Here is an 18,169-nt window from a genome sequence, read left to right as displayed (position 1 = left end):
TATTTTTTGCTAAATCAATCGCAATAACGTTAAGATTCACCATGTATGGACTCCTTTTGTAAAAGTTTTGTCGCTTATTACGTTACCCCCCTGTGGGAGGGGAGTCCATACATCTCTGTGGTTCAATATTCTTTTGCACAAAGAGAAGACAATGAGAAGTAAATGAGTAACCCAATAAAACTATTAGTTACTTTCCTCTAAAGCGTAGCGTTTCTTATCACTCTTCGTGATTATTCAGTGGATTACGCGATATAAAATCGCTGCTAAAATTTTGCTAACTCGCGCCCCTAGACCCTTTCACGTGTATTCTTTTACAATGCATAAAATGACTTAATTTAGAGAATGCGTTGAACTACTTGGCCCACCTTTACTTAGCACAACCGACGGCTGATTCACACTTTGGTAATCTGCTTGGGGATTTTGGTGGGCGTCGGTATTCAGCGCAGTTACCTGACGCGGTTAAAAACGGCCTTGAAAATCATTATTTGGTTGATAGGTATACCGATTCACATCCCCTTGTAAAAGAGGCTAAGCAGTATTTTTCGCCAGCACGTAAACGCTTTGCAAGTGTCGCGATTGATGTGGCGTTTGATCACTTTCTTATTCAGCATTGGCATCGCTTTAATGAGCAGCCCTTAGCTGAATTCAAACAGCACAGCTATGGGCTTTTAAATGAGCGCCAAGCCATGATGCCTTCACGCATGCAGCAAGTTGTGACCAGTATGACTAATAATGATTGGTTTAAAGAATATGAAACACTCGATGGGGTCGGCCTAGCCCTTGATAACATCGCCAAGCGTATTCGCTTTGCTAACAACTTTGCAGGAGCGGCTGACGATATTGCTCGTCATTATCAGCAATTAGACGCGGTGTTTTTAGCGTTTTTCCCCGAGCTGGTTGAGCATGTGAAGCAAAAGGGGATGGAATGAGTTGGCGAGTTTCTAGAGTAAAGGGGAAAGGAGCTATTTGCTGGTAGGTTGAGTAAAACGGAGTGAAACCCAACAAGTTAACTAGTAGCAGCTGGTTTACCCCGCGTAATTTACGGTTTATCTCTGTGTAGCGCGAATCGGCTCGGTGCACTACGTGGTTCAATTTGTTTTTTGCACAAAGAGAAGAGAATGAGAAGTGAATGAGATAAACCAAAAGAGTATTTAGTTCTTTCCTCTAAAGCGCAGCGCCTCTTATCCTCTATGTGAAAATTACCCACACTGCGGTTCATAAACCGATTTACCTCTTACCTTAAAATATGAAATGGCTGATATCTTGGCTGCTTGTTGCGGTTATATAGTCGGTTATCGATAGCTAAGTAAACTCCAAGGCGCTTAAAAGCTCGTTATTTAACTGAGCTGAACTACCCTTTGTAAAGCAAGTAAGCCTTAAATTAATACTTACCTCAATCCCAGTAACTTGAACATAGCAATGTAATGTAGCAACCGTGAGGGAATAATAATGAGCAAACCCATAATTGCAGCCGTTTCGCCGAAAAAAGTCGCCTTAGAGCAGGGGCAAGAGTATTACTTTTGTGCCTGTGGGCGTTCTAAAAACCAGCCATTTTGTGACGGCTCACATGCCGGAACCGATTTCAAACCCAAAGCATTTACAGCAGAAGAGTCGGGCGATGCCTATTTATGCCAATGTAAGCACACCGCTAATGCGCCATTTTGTGATGGTAGTCACAAGCAATTTGATCAAAGCCAAGTTGGTCAAGAAGGGCCAGGCGTACAAATTCAAGCCTCTGATTCGCCTGTAGCTACTGCAACCAAAGAGGAGCCCACCGTTGAGCTTATTCATCAACTGGCACGTGAAGGGTTATCAAAGCTTGGTCATCATGGCCCTATGGTGTCGATGGGTGTGCCGCGATATCAATTACCTAAGTGGGATGATTTACAACTAATGGTGGCACAAATGGCAACGCAACCGTTAATGGAAAATGTAGCCGTTAATACCGAACTTGTGATTGGTCCGCGAGCGAAAAAGCCATTAAAGCTGGCTATTCCGCTGTTTGTTTCAGATATGAGTTTTGGTGCTTTATCAGAAGAAGCTAAAGTATCGTTAGCAAAAGGAGCAGAGCTTGCCGGAACGGGTATTTGCTCGGGTGAAGGCGGTATGCTTCCTGAAGAGCAGCAAGCCAATTCACGCTATTTTTATGAGTTAGCAAGCGCGGGTTTTGGTTATAGCGAAGATAAATTAAAAAACGTGCAGGCCTTTCACTTTAAAGGCGGACAAGGCGCAAAAACAGGCACGGGGGGGCATTTACCAGGCAATAAGAATGTTGGCAAAATCTCTGAAGTAAGAGGAATTGAAGCGGGTACTTCGGCGATTTCACCCCCAACATTTAAAGACTTACACAGTGCGGCTGATTTCAAAAAATTTGCTGATAGAGTTCGCGAGGTAACTGGCGGTATCCCAATCGGGTTTAAATTAAGTGCTAATCATATTGAGGAAGATATTCAATTTGCGCTCGATGCGAGCGCCGATTACATCATTCTTGATGGTCGTGGTGGTGGTACTGGTGCAGCTCCTGAGATCTTTAGGGATCATATTAGTGTACCGACTATTCCTGCACTTGCCAGAGCAAGAAAGTACTTAGATGAACAAGGTGCAAGTGATGTTACTTTGATCATTACAGGTGGTTTACGTTTACCCATTGATTTTGTAAAAGCGCTCGCTCTTGGTGCTGATGGGGTGGCGATTTCAAATAGTGCAATGCAAGCAATCGGCTGTGTTGCTGCGCGTATGTGTAATACCAATAACTGCCCAGCAGGGATTGCCACACAAAAGCAAGACTTACGTCAGCGCTTAAATATTGAAAAGTCGGCAAATCAATTAAAGAACTTTTTTGAAGCCTCAACTGAGTTAATGTCGGTAATGGCTAGGGCATGTGGGCATGACTCTTTAGCTAAGTTTAATGCTAATGACCTAGCAACGTGGCACAAAGATATGGCGTTGTTATCTGGTGTTAAGTACGCGGGCGTTGGCAGTGTGTAAACTGTAACGCTTAATCGTAAAAGTTATTTCACTTTAATTACTTCAATCACCGAGTACATATAGCGTACAGATTAATTATGGTAAACAATCTGTTGCTATGTGCCTCGGTGCATTCTTTGGTTTTTAGTGATTATTAATAAAAGTTTGTTTCTGGTTAGGTTTATCACCATGGGCTATAACTTATCTCACAAGAAAAATGTATTGCCTCCAAATTTTGAACAATCAAAGTTAACACATTCAAAGCATAGGAAAATGCGTTAGTAACTTTTCTTAAAACACCTGTTTAATCGACTTAGACTATCTCTTCTAACCTGTAGGTTTTCTCACTAATCGTACAAAGACATTTCAGCTCTGATTAAGGTAGCACTTCGAGTTATATTTAGTTATTATAATATAAATGATAATTGTTACCATTACTTATCACCTTTAAAAACTTAACCGATTAAGCTGTATTTATACCCAAGAGATAAAATGACTATAATTAACCGATTCCACTGTTCTGTACTTTCAATTGCTATTAGCACAATTTTGACTCCAGCTGTTTATGCCAAAACAGCATCACCGAACATAGAAAAAATATCAGTTTCAGGTGTTAGGCAAGCGTTTCGTGGTGATGTTCCTATGAGTGAGCAACCACAGAGTGTTGAATTTATTTCTGCTGAAAACCTCGATGATGCGGCAGTGAACACTTTGACCGATATTTTTGACCTAACTCCAAGTATTGCTGAGCAAAATGATTTTGGTGGTTTATGGGAAAGCTTTGCAATACGCGGGTTAGTTGGCGATGAGAGTATTCCATCAGGTTTCTTAATTAACGGCTATTCATCTGGCAGAAGCTTCAGTGGTACACGTGATACAAGTAATATCGAATACGTAGAAGTGATGAAAGGACCTGGCTCTGCGCTTTATGGTCGTTCTGAGCCTGGGGGAACAATTAATATAATCACTAAAAAACCACAGTTTGCAAAGCAGGGTTATATAAAAGTAACAGCAGGGAGTTGGCAGAATTACCGAGCAGAGGCTGACTACACCAATGCTGTTTCAGACAATGTTGCTTTTAGAGTTAATGGTGCTGTTGAAGAGGGTGAAAGTTTTCGAGATCATCATGAGTCAAGCAAAACGGTCGTTACGCCTTCAATTCTATGGTTAATTTCAGATACATCAAAGTTGAATTATGAGCTTGAGTATGTAGATCAAAGTACAACCTTCGATCGTGGTATTGTCGCCATTAAGGGAAAAATAGATGCGTTACCAATTGACACTTTTTTAGGTGAACCAAGTGATAAACCTACAGAAGTTGACGCTATTTCTCATCAACTTACGTTTGAGAAGCAAATTGGACAGTGGTCTCTTTTGAATGGTTTAAGTTACAGTGACTCAAAATTTTTAAGTGAGTCGAGTGATGCCGAACTTGCTCCAAGTAGACAAATTTATTTCAAAGATGGCGAAACATTAAGTAGGCAGCATAATCAGCGCGACTTTCAAACTGAGTACCTTTCAGCGCGAATAGAACTTAGCGGTAGTGTTGAGCTTGCAGGTTTGACACATCACTTATTAATCGGAGCAGATGCCAGCAAGTTCGATTTTGATAAACTGTGGTATCGATATCGTCCAACACTTGAAGACACCCGTTACGCAATTAACATGTATAATCCAGTGTATGGAAAAGCAGCGCCTGAAGGGTCTCTTTTATTCAACAGTACTGAAGTACAACATAGTTATGGAGTGTATATTCAAGATCAACTAGACCTAACTGAGCAGTGGAAAGTTCAAGTAGGTGGTCGTTTTGATTGGTTTGATCAACAAATAGATAATCATATTAATCAGCAACAGTCTAAAAGTGATCAAAGCACATTTAGCCCGCGTGTCGGTCTAGTTTATGTCTACTCAGACAGCCTCCAATACTACACAAGTTACTCTGAAGGCTTCAGACCTAACAGCGGTTACGATAGTAAAGGAGATGCATTTGAGCCTGAAGAAACAACATCTTTCGAAGCGGGTATTAAGTTTACTACCGATAGTGTAAGTGGAAGTTTTACAGTATTTAGTGCCGAAAAGAGCAATATGCTAACTACAGACCTACAAGCTGGTGTATCTACTGCGCTAGGTGAAGTAACAAGTGATGGCATTGAGCTAGATTTACATGGCAACATTACAAGCAATGTATTATTTGATTTTGCTTATACTTACACAGACGCTAAAACAGCAAACGATACAGTCAACCCAGATTGGTGGGTAAAGCTGCCAAAAGGCAGTCCGTTACTTAATATCCCTAAACACAGTGCAAATGCTCAAATTAAGAGAGAGCTAAACGACCTAATAGATTTAGATGCAACTGTTGGGCTTGCTGTACAATATGTTGGCGAGAGGCTTGGAGAAACCATTGATCCTACCTATTACTTACCTTCTTACACTTTGGTAAATATGTTTGCAAAATACAATGTGACTAATGACTTAAGCTTGCAATTTAATGTAAATAATTTGCTGGATAAAAAATATTATTCTAATTCGTACTCTGCTATTTGGACTCAGCCAGGGGAGCCGGTAAATTACAAGTTGAGCTTAAATTATAAATTTTAACTAAACGTCAGTTATTTACACCAGAGCTTAGGCCTACGATTATTGCAGCAGTTGCTGCTTAATCGTCTGGCCCTTTTAGGGTAAATACTAAATGCCTGCGCATGTCTTTTAAAATCACGCCCTTTTTCAGCATTGCGCCACTCAGGCGCTTTTGCCACTTTAATAATTCTGGTGTGGCAGCATCAAGAGTTTGTTGATTTTCAAATTGAAAACATAAAAGCAATGAGCCTGGAAATAAGTGGTATTCCACATCGAACCAGCATTGCAACATGCCTTCAAGCTCAGCGCGGCCTTGCTCTTCAAGAGCATCGGCAACATTTAATACAAGGGCTTGTTGTTTTAATTGTACTTTAGAAAGCTTTTTCATTATTAACCCTTTGTAAGGTCATTTTTCAGAAGCTGGAAGTATACATAAGCTCACTCATTGCTAAAAGTTTTGATTTGCGACTAGTTTATTTTTCTTATTAAAACTTTTTAAAGTTAATGTAATGTTATTGAAAATCTTATTTTCTCTCAGAGATTCTTGCTCAATTAAGAAAAATAGGTACACTATTTTTATCCCTCTTCTGGGTACTTCAAAGGATGAAGTAATGATCAGTAAATCTTTATTTGTACTTACTAAATATCACACAGATTTATACAACGATGATTTTTTGTTGTTACTTAAAGTGTTAGAGACTGTCACCCCAAAGGTTAAGGTTGATAGCCGATTACCTGCTATCGACAGTCGTGCTAATTTTGCATTATTTTTAGTTGATGCCGCTTATAGCAGTTGTTCAGAATTGTTAAACGAAGAAATTATCGATTTGGCGAAAAGTAATCATGTTGCTTTATACAATGCCATGCCGACTAAAGTACACGAACAAACAGCATTATTGGCAAATATAAAAGGCATTATTTATAAAAAAGATGAGCCTGAAAATACCTTTAAAGGAGTGAGACGGATTTTGTCTGGTGAGCTTTGGTTTTGTCGAAAAACAATGTCTAAAACTTTATCAGAACTCGTTCAGCAAGTGCCCAATTTTGTAAAAACACCGCAGACCGATTTGGTAAGTTTAAATGTGTTAACTGCTCGCGAAAAGTCAGTGATCTCTTTGTTGGCAAAGGGAGCAAAAAATGAGGATATTGCAAACACCTTGAATATTAGTTGCCACACAGTTAAAACACATATCTACAGCGCATTTCGCAAAACGAAGTCACGTAATCGTATCGAATTGGCAAATTGGGCGCAGCGCTTTATGCCCGCTGCATCCATTGTAACTAGGTGAGCAAGAGTTGTTACTAAATAATCTGAGGTGACCAAATCCCCTTGTTTATTCCTTTATCTATGAGCAAAGTTAATGCTTTTTCAATAGCTTGAGAGACGCAAATATGCATAGGTTCGTTATCACTGTATCCTGCTTCAGCCTCAAGCAAGCGCTTGTAACTGATGTAGCGGAAAAAACCTGCTCGCATTTCTTTAGAGAGAACTTTCTTGCTTGTAGCCACTGACAGCAGCACTTGACCAGTTCGCACATCAACTGCACGCATGTAAATAGAAATAATATCTTCACGATAAATTTCTGATGCACCAATTCCAAAATACTCAGCGCCTAAGCCACCTGTTTTGATATTTGTGTCGTAACTGATAATACCTCCCTCTAAAATTATTTTTGCAGTTGTTAGTGGTGGTAATTCAGGTGTTAAATTTTCGTTGTCGGTCATAGCTGCGCGAATAATTTTACGTTCGGTGAGTAGATTTTGTAGTCCTTCACGTTCAACAGGAATAAACCAGTCAGTTTCATGTAACGCTTGCATAAGAATAGAGTTAGCGCCTTGGGTGACAGCCGTTGAGAAGGAGCTTACATTTTCTTGAGGTTTATACTGACCTGTTTGATCTCGAAATGAATAAACAGAAACAGGAATGGCTCCTTTTGGTTTTGGCAATGCTTTTAGTTCAGCAAAGGTGTCTGTTAGTGTTATTTCTGTAGCAATTTGTTGTGCCGGAGGCAGTGTTGCTTTGAATGTTGAGCAAGCAGTCAAAAATACTAAAAAAAGTAGTAATGTTAGTATGCGTATCATTATCCGAACCTCGGCACTTCAATAATTGTGATAGTGCCATCAATTAAGTTGGTGATTTGCACCGTGATAGCATCAGATGAACTGGTGATTATTTGAATCTCATAGTCACCACTAACAAAGGTAGAGTCTTGGTTAAAGATACTCTCTTCAACATCATCACCAAAAGCGATATCAGTGATTTCACGGACCATTCTGTTTAGATAAGTTCGCTCTAAAGAATCCTGAAAATTTTCTGCGTAGCTTTTCTCATCAATAGGTGCTTTGTGTTTATTTTGAGCCTGAGCCTTAGATAAAAGCATGTTTGCGTTTAATGGATTACCGCCAAACGATGGATTAATGGGCTTGTAAACTAGCTCAGTAGCGAGCATTAATGGGGAGGTTAAAAATAAGGTCGCGAAAATTATTTTTTTCATTGTTATTACCATCCACTGGGTGCTAAATCTGGAGATGTTTGTTTAAAGCGTGCACGCGCAATTGCATCCATTGCGGCAAACATTGCGCTTTCTACTCTTTCTTTTAGAGGGCCGCCTCTACGTCCCATAAAAGTGACATAAATTAGTTCGTTATTAAGTAAAACTTCAAGTCGAGTTCCGGCGCGAGGAAGTACCGTTTCTTTGATTACAACATGAGTATCAGAGCTGTTAGGTAGGTCTAGCCACAATTGCGAAAAGCCATAGTAAAACTGATGACCAAAGCGACTGATGCTACGATCAAGCACTAAACCGTCAATTTCTACTTCATTAGCATCACAGCGTTGGAATACAGAAAAAAGTAAAATGATGGTTAAAGTTAAGTAGTTGATATTTTTCATAATCGCATCTAAGGAGGGGAGGGTCCCTCCTTACACTCTATTACTGTTGAATGACAGTTGCTGAATTGAAGTCACCAATCTGAGTAACTGATATAACGTTACCACTTCCCATGATAGACCCTTCAACTAGGTTACCTTCACCTACTTGGCTGATTGAAACAGAGTTTTCGTCTCCTGAAACAATAAAAGCACCCTCACTAATACCTGCAACTAAGTTAAAGTTACCTTCTTGCGCAATATCAATACTATTACCAAGACCCTCAATCATAAGATCAATTGCGTTAAGCTCTCCATTTTGAGCTAAATCAACTTGGTTATTCGAGCTTTCCATAACAGAGCTCAAGCTAAGGGTAGCTTCGTTAGCATAGCCATTTTGTGATATAACAATTTCATTCGCATTACTAGCAATGCTGGTATTTGGATAAGATGACTCAATTATTGCGGTATTTAGATCCCCTGTTTGCACCATTTCAATGTCATTATTTGAACCATTAAAGTTAACGGCATGAGCAATATTATCGCTTCCTACTTGAAGTGATATAAATTCGTTATTATTGCCGATAACCCCAAAGTAAGTGGTATTGTTATTGCCATTTTGAACAGACAACATGTCATTTTCGTCACCAATTAACTCCGCGGTTGCTATGTTGTCATCACCATATTGAATACTATCAACTTCGTTATCATTACCTGTGAACACACCTGAATTGAATTCGTTGTTATTTCCTCTTTGCTCAACTTCAATATTGTTTTCATTGCCGTTGATTGAATCAATGCTTACTTGGTTTTCATCACCATCTTGTTCAATACTGATTTCATTTTCATCACCATAGAGTTCAGTGATACTAATTTCATTGTAAGAGCCAATTTGCTCACTGGTAAGTTCATTCATGTTGCCAGTGATGTTGTTAACAGTGAGCTGGTTCCAAAAACCGTCTTGTTCTATTTCTATGGTATTTTCATCACCATAGATGGCATATAGTTTTGCTTCATGCCAAATACCATACTGCTCAGCAGTTACTTCATTAGCACTACCTTGCATGTTGTAGTTATAAAACCAATTTCCATCGCCATCTTGTGTTACAGTAATGTCATTTTCATCGCCATTTATGATATTGATTACTTCATTTGTAATACCAAAAAAACTTGCACCATTTTGAACTACTGAAAGCTGGTTGCTATCACCTATTACTTCAGTTAGAGCTCCATTTTGCTCACCATCTTGCGTATAAGACTGTTGGTTGTTATCACCGTAAGTTGTTACAAGAATAAGATTCCCATTACCCGTTTGAACGGTATCGGTCTCATTGCCATCACCTGTGGTAATTATCTCAACTTGATTTGAATTACCTTGTTGTAATGTACTTGCTGCATTTCCTAAGCCTTGGATAGACGTTTGAGAAATGACGAGCAGGTTACCTTGTGCCGTAACACGCTCTACATTTGTCAACGCAGATGTTGAACTTGGTTTATCTGTATTTTGAGCATACGCAGCAGAAGATAAAGCCATTGCTATTGCGCAGGTTAAAATCGATTTAGATAGTTTCACGCTAATCTCCTTAATCAATAAAATATTTTTAGCCGCGATACACAAAGCGTTTTTACAAGGTTGCCGGCTTGTATTTTTGCTACTTAACAGGTGTGCGCGAATCCAAAATGTTTGTGCTATTTACTTGGTGGTGAAACACCAAAACTTCCGTGATTGCGTATGGCATCATTCGTATAGAAAAAAGAACCTTTGTTTGTATATCGAATACAGAGAAGCCCAAAAACGGCTGTGAAAATGGCTACTTCAAAACGTCGTTTCGCTTGTAGCGAATGAAAGAAGATAATTTCGCAACCGAGAGTATTAACTTTATGTTTACTTTACAAAGTGATAAATGGAATGTTTTTGTGATTTTTTTAATCTATTTAAGTCAATTGCTTAGGCTTACTTTTGCTTGGGACCTTTATGAAAATTGGATCTAGTACAAAAAAAGAATGAGAAAGATGGCATGAGTTTCGGCAGGTTAAAGCTAACAAAAAAGCTTGAAACTCTGGATTTAATTTCATTTTAGATCACAAAAAAGAATGAAAATTTTAAGTTCTCTTCGTTTAGGTTTGCGTATTTTTTAAACAGTCACTAAAAAGGTTTTGTTGCCGCAAGATTGTGTATCGGTGTTTCAGAGAAGAAATACTCTACGCTGTGTTTTCACAGCGTCTGTTTATGGAATAGCACTATGAAAACAAAATTATCAGCTTTAACACTGGCTATTATTCCACTCCTTACGGTTGGTGCACATGCAAGCACTCAGCCTAATAAATCGACAAAAAGTGTGGATGAAAATAGCATATTGGTAGTATTTAAAAAAGGAACGTCTGCAGCAGTTCGAGCACAAGCACGCTCTTTAGTTAAAGCAAAAATAAGAGACTTAAATTCAGATGGTATCGATGACCGTTACAAACACATTTTAGGTGGTCGGTTAGCAAACTTTAAGCTTTCAGAAGTAAACCAAAAAGTTGCATTAGAAGCCTTATCTAAGCATCCAGCAGTAGAATATGCAGAACCTGATTATCAGTTACGGGTATTAGGTATTCCTGATGACACTCGTTTTGCTGAACTTTGGGGGATGAATAACACTGGGCAAACAGGGGGAGTTGCTGATGCTGATATCGATGCAGTTGAAGCATGGGACATAACCACAGGTTCAAGTGAGATAATTGTTGGGGTTATTGATACTGGTGTAGATTATAATCATCCTGACTTACAAGCAAATATGTGGGTAAACCCTGGCGAGATAGCTGGGGATGGTATCGATAATGATGGTAATGGCTACATTGATGATGTTTATGGCATAAATGCGATTACAGGAAATGGTGATCCTATGGATGATCAGGGGCACGGATCGCATGTATCAGGTACGTTAGGTGCTTCTGGTAATAATACGCAAGGAGTTGTGGGTGTAAATCATGAAGTATCTATCGCAGGTTGTAAGTTTTTGAGCTCAGCGGGAACGGGTTCTACGTCAGATGCAATTGAGTGTGTTGACTATTTTGTAGCCCTTAAAAATGCCGGTCATAATATTAGGGTAACGAATAATAGTTGGGGAGGAGGTGGCTATAGCCAAGCCTTAGCTGATTCTATTACAGCCAGTGAAAATGCAGATATTTTATTTGTCGCAGCGGCAGGTAACGATGGCGTCGACAATGATGTAAACCCTCATTACCCATCTAGTTATGAACATGATTCAATTTTGGCAGTGGCAAATACAACACATACAGATGAAATGGCCTGGGACTCGCAGTGGGGCTTAACAAGCGTTGATATGGGAGCACCAGGTAGTGCAATTTTATCAACAGTACCTGGGGGCGGTTATGCTTCTTATTCTGGTACTTCAATGGCTACACCACATGTTGCTGGGGCTGCAGCACTCGTGCTATCAATTAATCCTAATTTAACAGCGCTAGAATTAAAGCAGTTACTAATGAGTAGTGGTGATGCTAATGCAAATTTAGCTGGGTTGACAGTTGCTGGCACCCGTTTAAATGTTCATCAGGCACTGCTCGATGCAGACCCTGAACCTAGTTTTAGATTATCTGTTGCACCACGGAATCAAGAAATTGTAGCAGGTGAGAATGCAAGCTACGAGTTGAGTATTGGCTCCATTGCACAATGGCAAGGTGTGGTTGAATTATCGGTAGACAGCCCTATTAGCGGTGCTGTGTTATCATCAAATACAGCTCAGCCCGGCGAGTCTGTTACTTTAACCGTTCCTACAACTGAACAAACCACATGGGGAGATTACAGTGTAGCTATAAACGCTGTATCGGGTGATTTGGAGCAACAAGAAGTTGTCGGATTATATGTATTGCCGCAAGGTTTAACCGAGTTTAGCTATCAAAATGACACCCCGATGGCTATTCCTGATACTAACTCACAGGGTATTACATCTACTATTACCATTAATGATGACATCACCGTTTTTGATACAAATACCTTTGTAGATATAACACATACTTGGATTGGCGATTTAATTGTTACCTTAACATCTCCATCAGGTACGATGGTAACCTTACATAATAGGTCGGGTGGTAGTGCTGATGACATCAATGAAACCTATAATTCGGCGGCTTTCAATGGTGAAGTTGCCACAGGTGACTGGACTCTCTTTGTGTCTGATAATGCCAGCTCTGATACAGGTACTCTCAATGCTTGGTCATTAAACTTAACTGGGATTGGAGAAGTCTCTCCTCAACCACCACAAGCTGGATTTACATTTACTGCAGATGGCTTAAATGTTCAGTTTTCAGATGCGAGTACTGATGTAAATGGTGATATTGTCAGTTGGATGTGGGACTTTGGTGATGGCGCAACAAGCTCTGATGCTAGCCCAACTTATACTTATGCAGAATCAGGAACTTACTCTGTAGCCTTAACAGTGATCGATAGTGAAGGATATACCGATACTGTAACCCAACAACTGTCAGTGAGCTCTGATGTAATTGAACTTGAATTAGTGCGCGCCAATAAAACACGCCTTGGCTACATGCGTGTGCAGCTTGGTTGGGAAGGAAGTAGTGCCGATAGCGTTAACATTTATCGTAATGGCGAGCTGATCAGTACTACAGAAAATACGGGCAAATACCTAGATTTTGAACGTAGAGCAACAGAAAGCTCGTACTCTTATCAGGTTTGTCAATCGGCAGATGTATGCTCAAATGAAGTAACCGTTACATTTGATTAGTGTCTGTTAGCGGTTGTGTTGGTGTACATAATTATAAAACCGCGCATTTTTGCGCGGTTTTATATGTTTATAGAGCTAAGTTTATTTACCATATGTAGGCAATCGCTTGAATAGATTTGAGCGCTTTTAAATACCCTTTTAGGGTAGTCAAAATCATTAATAATTAAATAAGTTATCTTCTATCAAGCTTGGCGAAATGCATTACGCCAATCTCTAGGTGATAAGCCAAATTGCTTGCGAAAGTGATGCCTTAAAGTAACAGCAGAGCCAAAACCACATTTTTCTGACAAGTGCTCTAATGATAAATCGGTTGCTTCTAGTAATTGCTGTGCATAGTTTAAACGCTGATTCAAAAGCCATTGTCCTAGGCTTTGCCCTGTAAGAGACTGAAAATGGCGGGTGAAGGTACGTCGGCTCATATGCATTTGTTTTGCAAGTTCATCTATTGTGTGTGTGGCACACAGATTTTTTTGTATTTGTTCAAGTAATGACGCTAAGCGCTCGTCTGCAACATTGTTTGGTACTGGTAAAGCGACGAACTGCGATTGCCCGCCTGTTCGATAGGGAGCTGTTACCATTACCCTTGCTATGGCATTGCTGTGCTTACTACCTAAGTACTGACGTACTAAGTGTAAACAGCAATCAATGGCTGCTGCGGTTCCTGCCGATGTATAAAGCTGGTTATGTTTAAGGTAAAGCACTTGATTGTTAAGCTTCACTTTAGGAAAACGTGCTTTGAAGTCATTGCTATAGGCCCAATGAGTGGTTGCTTCAATATTATCTAAAAGCCCAATGTGCGCTAACGCATAAGCTCCTAAGCAAAGTCCTACAATAATAGCGCCACGCTGATGCGCGGTTAGCAAGCTGGTTGTTAATTCTTTAGAGGGAATTGTTTCAGGGAATGGCCAAGACGGAATAATTATAATATCTGCCTGATCAAACTTTGAAATTGAGTGACGCGCTTGAATATCAAACCCCGAGCTTGAAGGCATTACAGCTTTACTTTCGCTGCACACTGCTAAGTTAAATTCTTTGATGCCTGCCGAGCGAGCACCCTCACCAAACACCATACATGGTGCTGCAAGATGAAATGGGCTGATATTTGGAAATGCTAATACAGCAACGTTCAAGGTAAAGCCTTATCAGATACTTTGGCCCAATATTATCGATAAATGGTGTTTGGGTCACTGTTTGCTGCGTTAAAAATTAAGCAAACTGTGCCACAACACAACTCCAAAAGGTTCTCACAATGACAAATACAGCTTTATTGATTATCGATTTACAGAATGATTATTTTGCAGGTGGCGCATTTCCTCTATGGCAGGCTAAACAAGTAAAAGATCAGCTTGTTGAGGTAATAAAACAAGCAACAGAATGTGGCATTTTACCTATCCATATTCAACATATTGCTGAATCACGACAAGGCTTGGCTCCTTTTTTTAACCAAGATACGATAGGGGTCAATATTCATCCTGATATTTTAAAAGCAGCACCAGAAGCCCCTGTGGTTGTAAAACACTATGCAGATAGTTTTTATCAAACAAATCTCGATGATATTTTAAAGCAGCATGGTATTAAAAAACTTTTGATCGCAGGTATGATGACTCAAAACTGTGTGACTCATACGGCAATATCTGAGCAAGCAAAAGAATACGACGTGGAAGTCTTAACGGATGCGTGTACAACCGTTACTGAAATGCTTCACTTAATCGCTTTAAATGCCCTTGCCCCGCGAGTAAAGCTATTAGAGTCAAATCAAGCTTTGCTTAGTTTGCAAAGTAATTAATATTCGCAAAGGCTGAAATAACATCTTTGGCAAATGCAATGCGAGGATGCTTTAACGCGCCTTTGTTCCATACTAAGTAAATTATGTTTTCTGGGCCTACAGGGCCCAGTTGTACAAGCTCTCCAGCTTTTATCTGATCGCGGCATAGATAATCAGGCAACACAGAGTAGCCAATACCTGAGCGAATAATATTGCTAATTGCACGAATGTCAGGGCAAATAGCTATCACGTTTGAGTGGCATTTTGCGTTGAACACAGACTCAAAGTATTGCCTAATTAGAGGCAGCTCTTCATCATAAGCGACAACATTGTAGCTTGAGAGAAGGTCTGCGGTGATGGTGCTATCTTTAACTTCTCTTCCGTGAAGGCGGTTCATTACTAAAATAAGCTTTTCTCTATCAAGCACTAAGCTGTCAAAAAGTGAAGGATCGGGTTCGGAGGCGGCAATAGCGATATCTGCTGCACCAGATTGCAAGGCATCAAAAATACTCACCTTATTACCAATATGCAGAACAAGGTTTACATTGCCAGATTGCAATAAGTTGGCGATTTGTGGCCCTGACACACTACTAATATATTCGGCAGGCCCTGCGATATTTACAGTGCCATAGACGGCACTTGAGCGGGCGCGGATTGACATAATTTTTTGCTCTAAAATATCAATGTGACCAGACACTTGCAGTGCTAAATCGTGCGCAGCGGCGGTCGGAGTAACTCCGCGAGCTTTGCGTTCAAACAACGCTTTACCAACGACTGACTCCATGGCTTGAATATGGGCCGAAACCGAAGGTTGCGACAAACCGAGGTTAGCTGCTGCTTTTGTTATATTTTTGCAGCGATAAACTTCCACAAAGGTTTTTAGCTGTGTGAGGTAAGACATAAAATAGGCGAGCCATAAAATTTTCTGATTGCTTCCCTTAATTTATCCGAATTCACACGATCGCGCAAACAGCCTATTCTAGATGCATTCAAATAAGAGGATAAATCATGAACAAGGTTTTGCAGTGTTTAACATTCGTAGCAGCTTCGACTATGTCATTATTTGCTGTGGCAAGTGAAGGCGAGGTATTAGTCATTTTATCAAGCGAGACAACCATGGAACTTGCTGGTGGGCACAGCATTGAGACAGGTTATTACCTTAACGAGTTTGGTGTACCTGCAAAAGCTCTCGCAGATGCGGGCTATGAGCTTGTGTTAGCAACGCCAAAGGGGAATGCTCCGCAGGTTGATAAAAAATCAATCAGCGTAGATTACTTTGCTGGTGATGAGCAAAAAATGAGAGAGATCCAAAAATTTATTGCATCGTTACCCAATATTAATGATACCGCTAGTTTGAGAGAGATTTTGGCAGGCGGTTTGAGCCAATATGATGCAGTGTTTATCCCTGGTGGTCATGCTCCGTTGATTGATTTAGCAAATAATCCTGAAGTCGGTGAAATTTTGCGCCACTTTAATCAACACGGTAAACCTACGGCGGCAATTTGCCACGGCCCAATTACCTTATTATCGGCACAAACTGAGCCTAAGGTGTATTACAGTGCAATCCAAACTGGGCAGACGGCGTCAGCAAGCAATTGGATTTATGATGGCTATAAAATGACAATATTTTCTGATCCAGAAGAGCGAGTGTTTGAAAGCAGTTTAGAAGGTAAAAAGCTTAAGTTCTTTCCGGCTATGGCAATGGAAAACGCTGGTGGAAATATGGCATTTGCCAGCGAGTGGCAGCCTAACGTGGTTGTTGACCGCGAACTCATTACGGGGCAAAACCCATTTTCAGATACGTTGTTAGCTGAAAAACTATTAAAAATGTTAGCAAAGTAAATTTGTAAAAGTATTACCTATCAAAAATTTAGGAGGCAAATCGATGCTAAACTTTATTTATAAAAATCAAACAGAAATTTTATTTGGTAAAGGTCAAATTAGCGAAATTTCATCACGCTTACCAACCGATGCAAAGGTGTTGTTACTCTACGGTGGTGGCTCAATAAAGAAAAATGGCGTATACGACCAAGCTATGAGTGCACTAGCCGATGTTGACGTTATAGAGTTTGGTGGCGTTGAGCCAAACCCAACTTACGAAACACTGATGCAAGCGGTTACAACGGCAAAAGAGCACCATGTTAACTTTATTTTAGCTGTTGGTGGTGGCAGTGTTATTGATGGCGCTAAGTTTGTTGCTGCAGCCTATAACTATGCTGGGGAGCCGTGGGATATCCTTGTTAAAGGGGCAGAGTTTAGCAATCCTTTACCAATCGGTGCGGTATTAACCTTACCAGCAACAGGCTCTGAGAGTAATGGTAACTCAGTGGTAACTAAAAAAGAGACGTCGCAAAAGCGCGCATTTTCGTCACCAACAGTACAACCTGTTTTTGCTGTACTTGATCCTGAATACACGTTTTCGTTGCCTGCACGTCAGGTAAGTAATGGTGTGGTTGATGCGTTTGTTCACGTTATTGAGCAATACTTAACGTACCCTGTTAATGCACCATTACAAGACCGTTTTGCAGAAGGTATTTTGCAAACCTTGATTAGCGAAGGGCCAAAGGCGCTAAGCGAGCCACAAAATTACGATGTTAGAGCTAATGTGATGTGGTCGGCTACGATGGCACTGAATGGTTTAATTGGCCAAGGTGTACCGCAAGATTGGTCTACACATATGATTGGCCATGAGTTAACGGCACTTTATAACCTTGATCATGCACAAACGTTGGCGATTGTTCTACCTGCCTTAATGCATGTTCAAAAAGAACAGAAATCAATTAAAATTCAGCAGCTTGGTGAAAGAGTGTTCGGACTAAATTATAGCGACGAAGCTGAGCAAATCGATAAAACGATTAAAGCTGTACAGGACTTCTTTGAGGCCATGACGGTGAAAACACGTCTAGCTGATTATGACCTTGACGAGCAAGCTATTGAGGCCGTTGTTGCTAATTTAGAGAAAAACGAGCTAACGAAATTAGGTGAGCATGGTGATATTGATTTAGAAAAAGTGAAATCAATCTTAGCATTAGCACTTTGAGTTAGTTAAAACTTAATATGAAGGGGCGTAATAGTGATTAACTGTTACGCCTTTTTTAATGTCTAAAGCCCAAGCAATAAGCAAAGTGGGCAATGGCAAAATAGTCTAGATGCCAGAGCGCATTGAGTCTTTGCTCCTAAAAACTGCATATTCACAGAAGCAGTGCCTTTAACTTCAGTACTACCTAAAGCAGCTTGCTG

At 40.2% G+C, this 18,169-nt stretch carries 15 protein-coding genes; 8 read left to right on the top strand and 7 right to left on the bottom strand.

The features are described 5' to 3' along the window. The first annotated feature begins 347 nt into the window (after positions 1–347). From NH454_RS08975 to NH454_RS08965, 3 genes are all read left to right on the top strand, one after another. Positions 348–929 carry an ACP phosphodiesterase gene (locus NH454_RS08975; protein ID WP_253038814.1) on the top strand — a complete coding sequence of 194 codons (582 nt, stop codon included), beginning with the start codon at positions 348–350 and terminating at the stop codon, positions 927–929. Positions 930–1,449: 520 nt separating this feature from the next. Further along, positions 1,450–2,988, top strand: coding sequence for a glutamate synthase-related protein (locus tag NH454_RS08970; RefSeq protein WP_199526770.1), 1,539 nt, complete (start codon positions 1,450–1,452; stop codon positions 2,986–2,988). A gap of 471 nt (positions 2,989–3,459) precedes the next feature. Beyond that, positions 3,460–5,568: a TonB-dependent siderophore receptor gene (locus NH454_RS08965; RefSeq protein ID WP_253038812.1), complete on the top strand. Its 2,109-nt coding sequence runs from the start codon at positions 3,460–3,462 to the stop codon at positions 5,566–5,568. 58 nt (positions 5,569–5,626) lie between these two features. Here NH454_RS08965 and NH454_RS08960 read toward each other — a convergent pair whose 3' ends face one another. Further along, positions 5,627–5,935, bottom strand: coding sequence for a hypothetical protein (locus NH454_RS08960; protein WP_054560743.1), 309 nt, complete (start codon positions 5,933–5,935; stop codon positions 5,627–5,629). Between the two features lie 223 nt (positions 5,936–6,158). Here NH454_RS08960 and NH454_RS08955 point away from each other — a divergent pair, with 223 nt between their 5' ends. Then, positions 6,159–6,836, top strand: a complete 678-nt coding sequence (locus NH454_RS08955) for a response regulator transcription factor (protein WP_253038810.1) — start codon at positions 6,159–6,161, stop codon at positions 6,834–6,836. Positions 6,837–6,849: 13 nt separating this feature from the next. Here NH454_RS08955 and NH454_RS08950 read toward each other — a convergent pair whose 3' ends face one another. Genes NH454_RS08950 through NH454_RS08935 form a run of 4 tightly spaced genes read right to left on the bottom strand, consistent with a single transcriptional unit; the run spans position 6,850 to position 9,989 of the window. Further along, positions 6,850–7,629, bottom strand: a complete 780-nt coding sequence (locus tag NH454_RS08950) for a CsgG/HfaB family protein (protein ID WP_253038808.1) — start codon at positions 7,627–7,629, stop codon at positions 6,850–6,852. Next, the gene (locus NH454_RS08945) at positions 7,629–8,042 is read right to left on the bottom strand and encodes a curli assembly protein CsgF (RefSeq protein WP_235382655.1); all 414 of its coding nucleotides are present in this window, start codon (positions 8,040–8,042) and stop codon (positions 7,629–7,631) included. Before NH454_RS08945 ends, NH454_RS08950 begins: the two co-directional genes overlap by 1 nt. 5 nt (positions 8,043–8,047) lie before the next feature. Continuing rightward, positions 8,048–8,440 (bottom strand): CsgE family curli-type amyloid fiber assembly protein, encoded by a 393-nt coding sequence (locus NH454_RS08940; protein WP_135925781.1) that lies wholly within the window; start codon positions 8,438–8,440, stop codon positions 8,048–8,050. Positions 8,441–8,480: 40 nt separating this feature from the next. Beyond that, positions 8,481–9,989, bottom strand: coding sequence for a curlin (locus tag NH454_RS08935; RefSeq protein WP_253038806.1), 1,509 nt, complete (start codon positions 9,987–9,989; stop codon positions 8,481–8,483). Positions 9,990–10,659: 670 nt separating this feature from the next. On the opposite strand from NH454_RS08935, the gene NH454_RS08930 reads away from it, so the two are divergent. Then, entirely contained in the window at positions 10,660–13,164 is a 2,505-nt protein-coding gene (locus tag NH454_RS08930) for a S8 family serine peptidase (RefSeq protein ID WP_253038804.1), read from the top strand. A 182-nt stretch (positions 13,165–13,346) separates the two neighbouring features. Here NH454_RS08930 and NH454_RS08925 read toward each other — a convergent pair whose 3' ends face one another. Continuing rightward, positions 13,347–14,294 (bottom strand): helix-turn-helix domain-containing protein, encoded by a 948-nt coding sequence (locus NH454_RS08925; protein ID WP_253038802.1) that lies wholly within the window; start codon positions 14,292–14,294, stop codon positions 13,347–13,349. Between the two features lie 119 nt (positions 14,295–14,413). Between NH454_RS08925 and NH454_RS08920 the strand changes: the two genes are divergently transcribed. Then, complete coding sequence (locus NH454_RS08920) at positions 14,414–14,950, top strand: isochorismatase family protein (protein WP_135925777.1); 537 nt, start codon at positions 14,414–14,416, stop codon at positions 14,948–14,950. Here NH454_RS08920 and NH454_RS08915 read toward each other — a convergent pair. Further along, positions 14,931–15,830, bottom strand: a complete 900-nt coding sequence (locus NH454_RS08915; protein WP_138556630.1) for a LysR family transcriptional regulator — start codon at positions 15,828–15,830, stop codon at positions 14,931–14,933. The genes NH454_RS08920 and NH454_RS08915 overlap by 20 nt on opposite strands. Before the next feature lie 107 nt (positions 15,831–15,937). Here NH454_RS08915 and NH454_RS08910 point away from each other — a divergent pair, with 107 nt between their 5' ends. Beyond that, on the top strand, positions 15,938–16,771 hold the full coding sequence (locus NH454_RS08910; RefSeq protein ID WP_253038800.1) for a type 1 glutamine amidotransferase domain-containing protein: 834 nt from the start codon (positions 15,938–15,940) through the stop codon (positions 16,769–16,771). A 43-nt stretch (positions 16,772–16,814) separates the two neighbouring features. Continuing rightward, positions 16,815–17,969: an iron-containing alcohol dehydrogenase gene (locus NH454_RS08905; RefSeq protein WP_135925774.1), complete on the top strand. Its 1,155-nt coding sequence runs from the start codon at positions 16,815–16,817 to the stop codon at positions 17,967–17,969. Positions 17,970–18,169: the final 200 nt, after the last annotated feature.

The organism is Pseudoalteromonas sp. Ps84H-4 (genome assembly GCF_024124645.1).
GTDB lineage: Bacteria > Pseudomonadota > Gammaproteobacteria > Enterobacterales > Alteromonadaceae > Pseudoalteromonas > Pseudoalteromonas lipolytica_C.
Note: the sequence above shows the minus strand (reverse complement) of the source record. Positions and strands in the feature narration are given on the sequence as shown.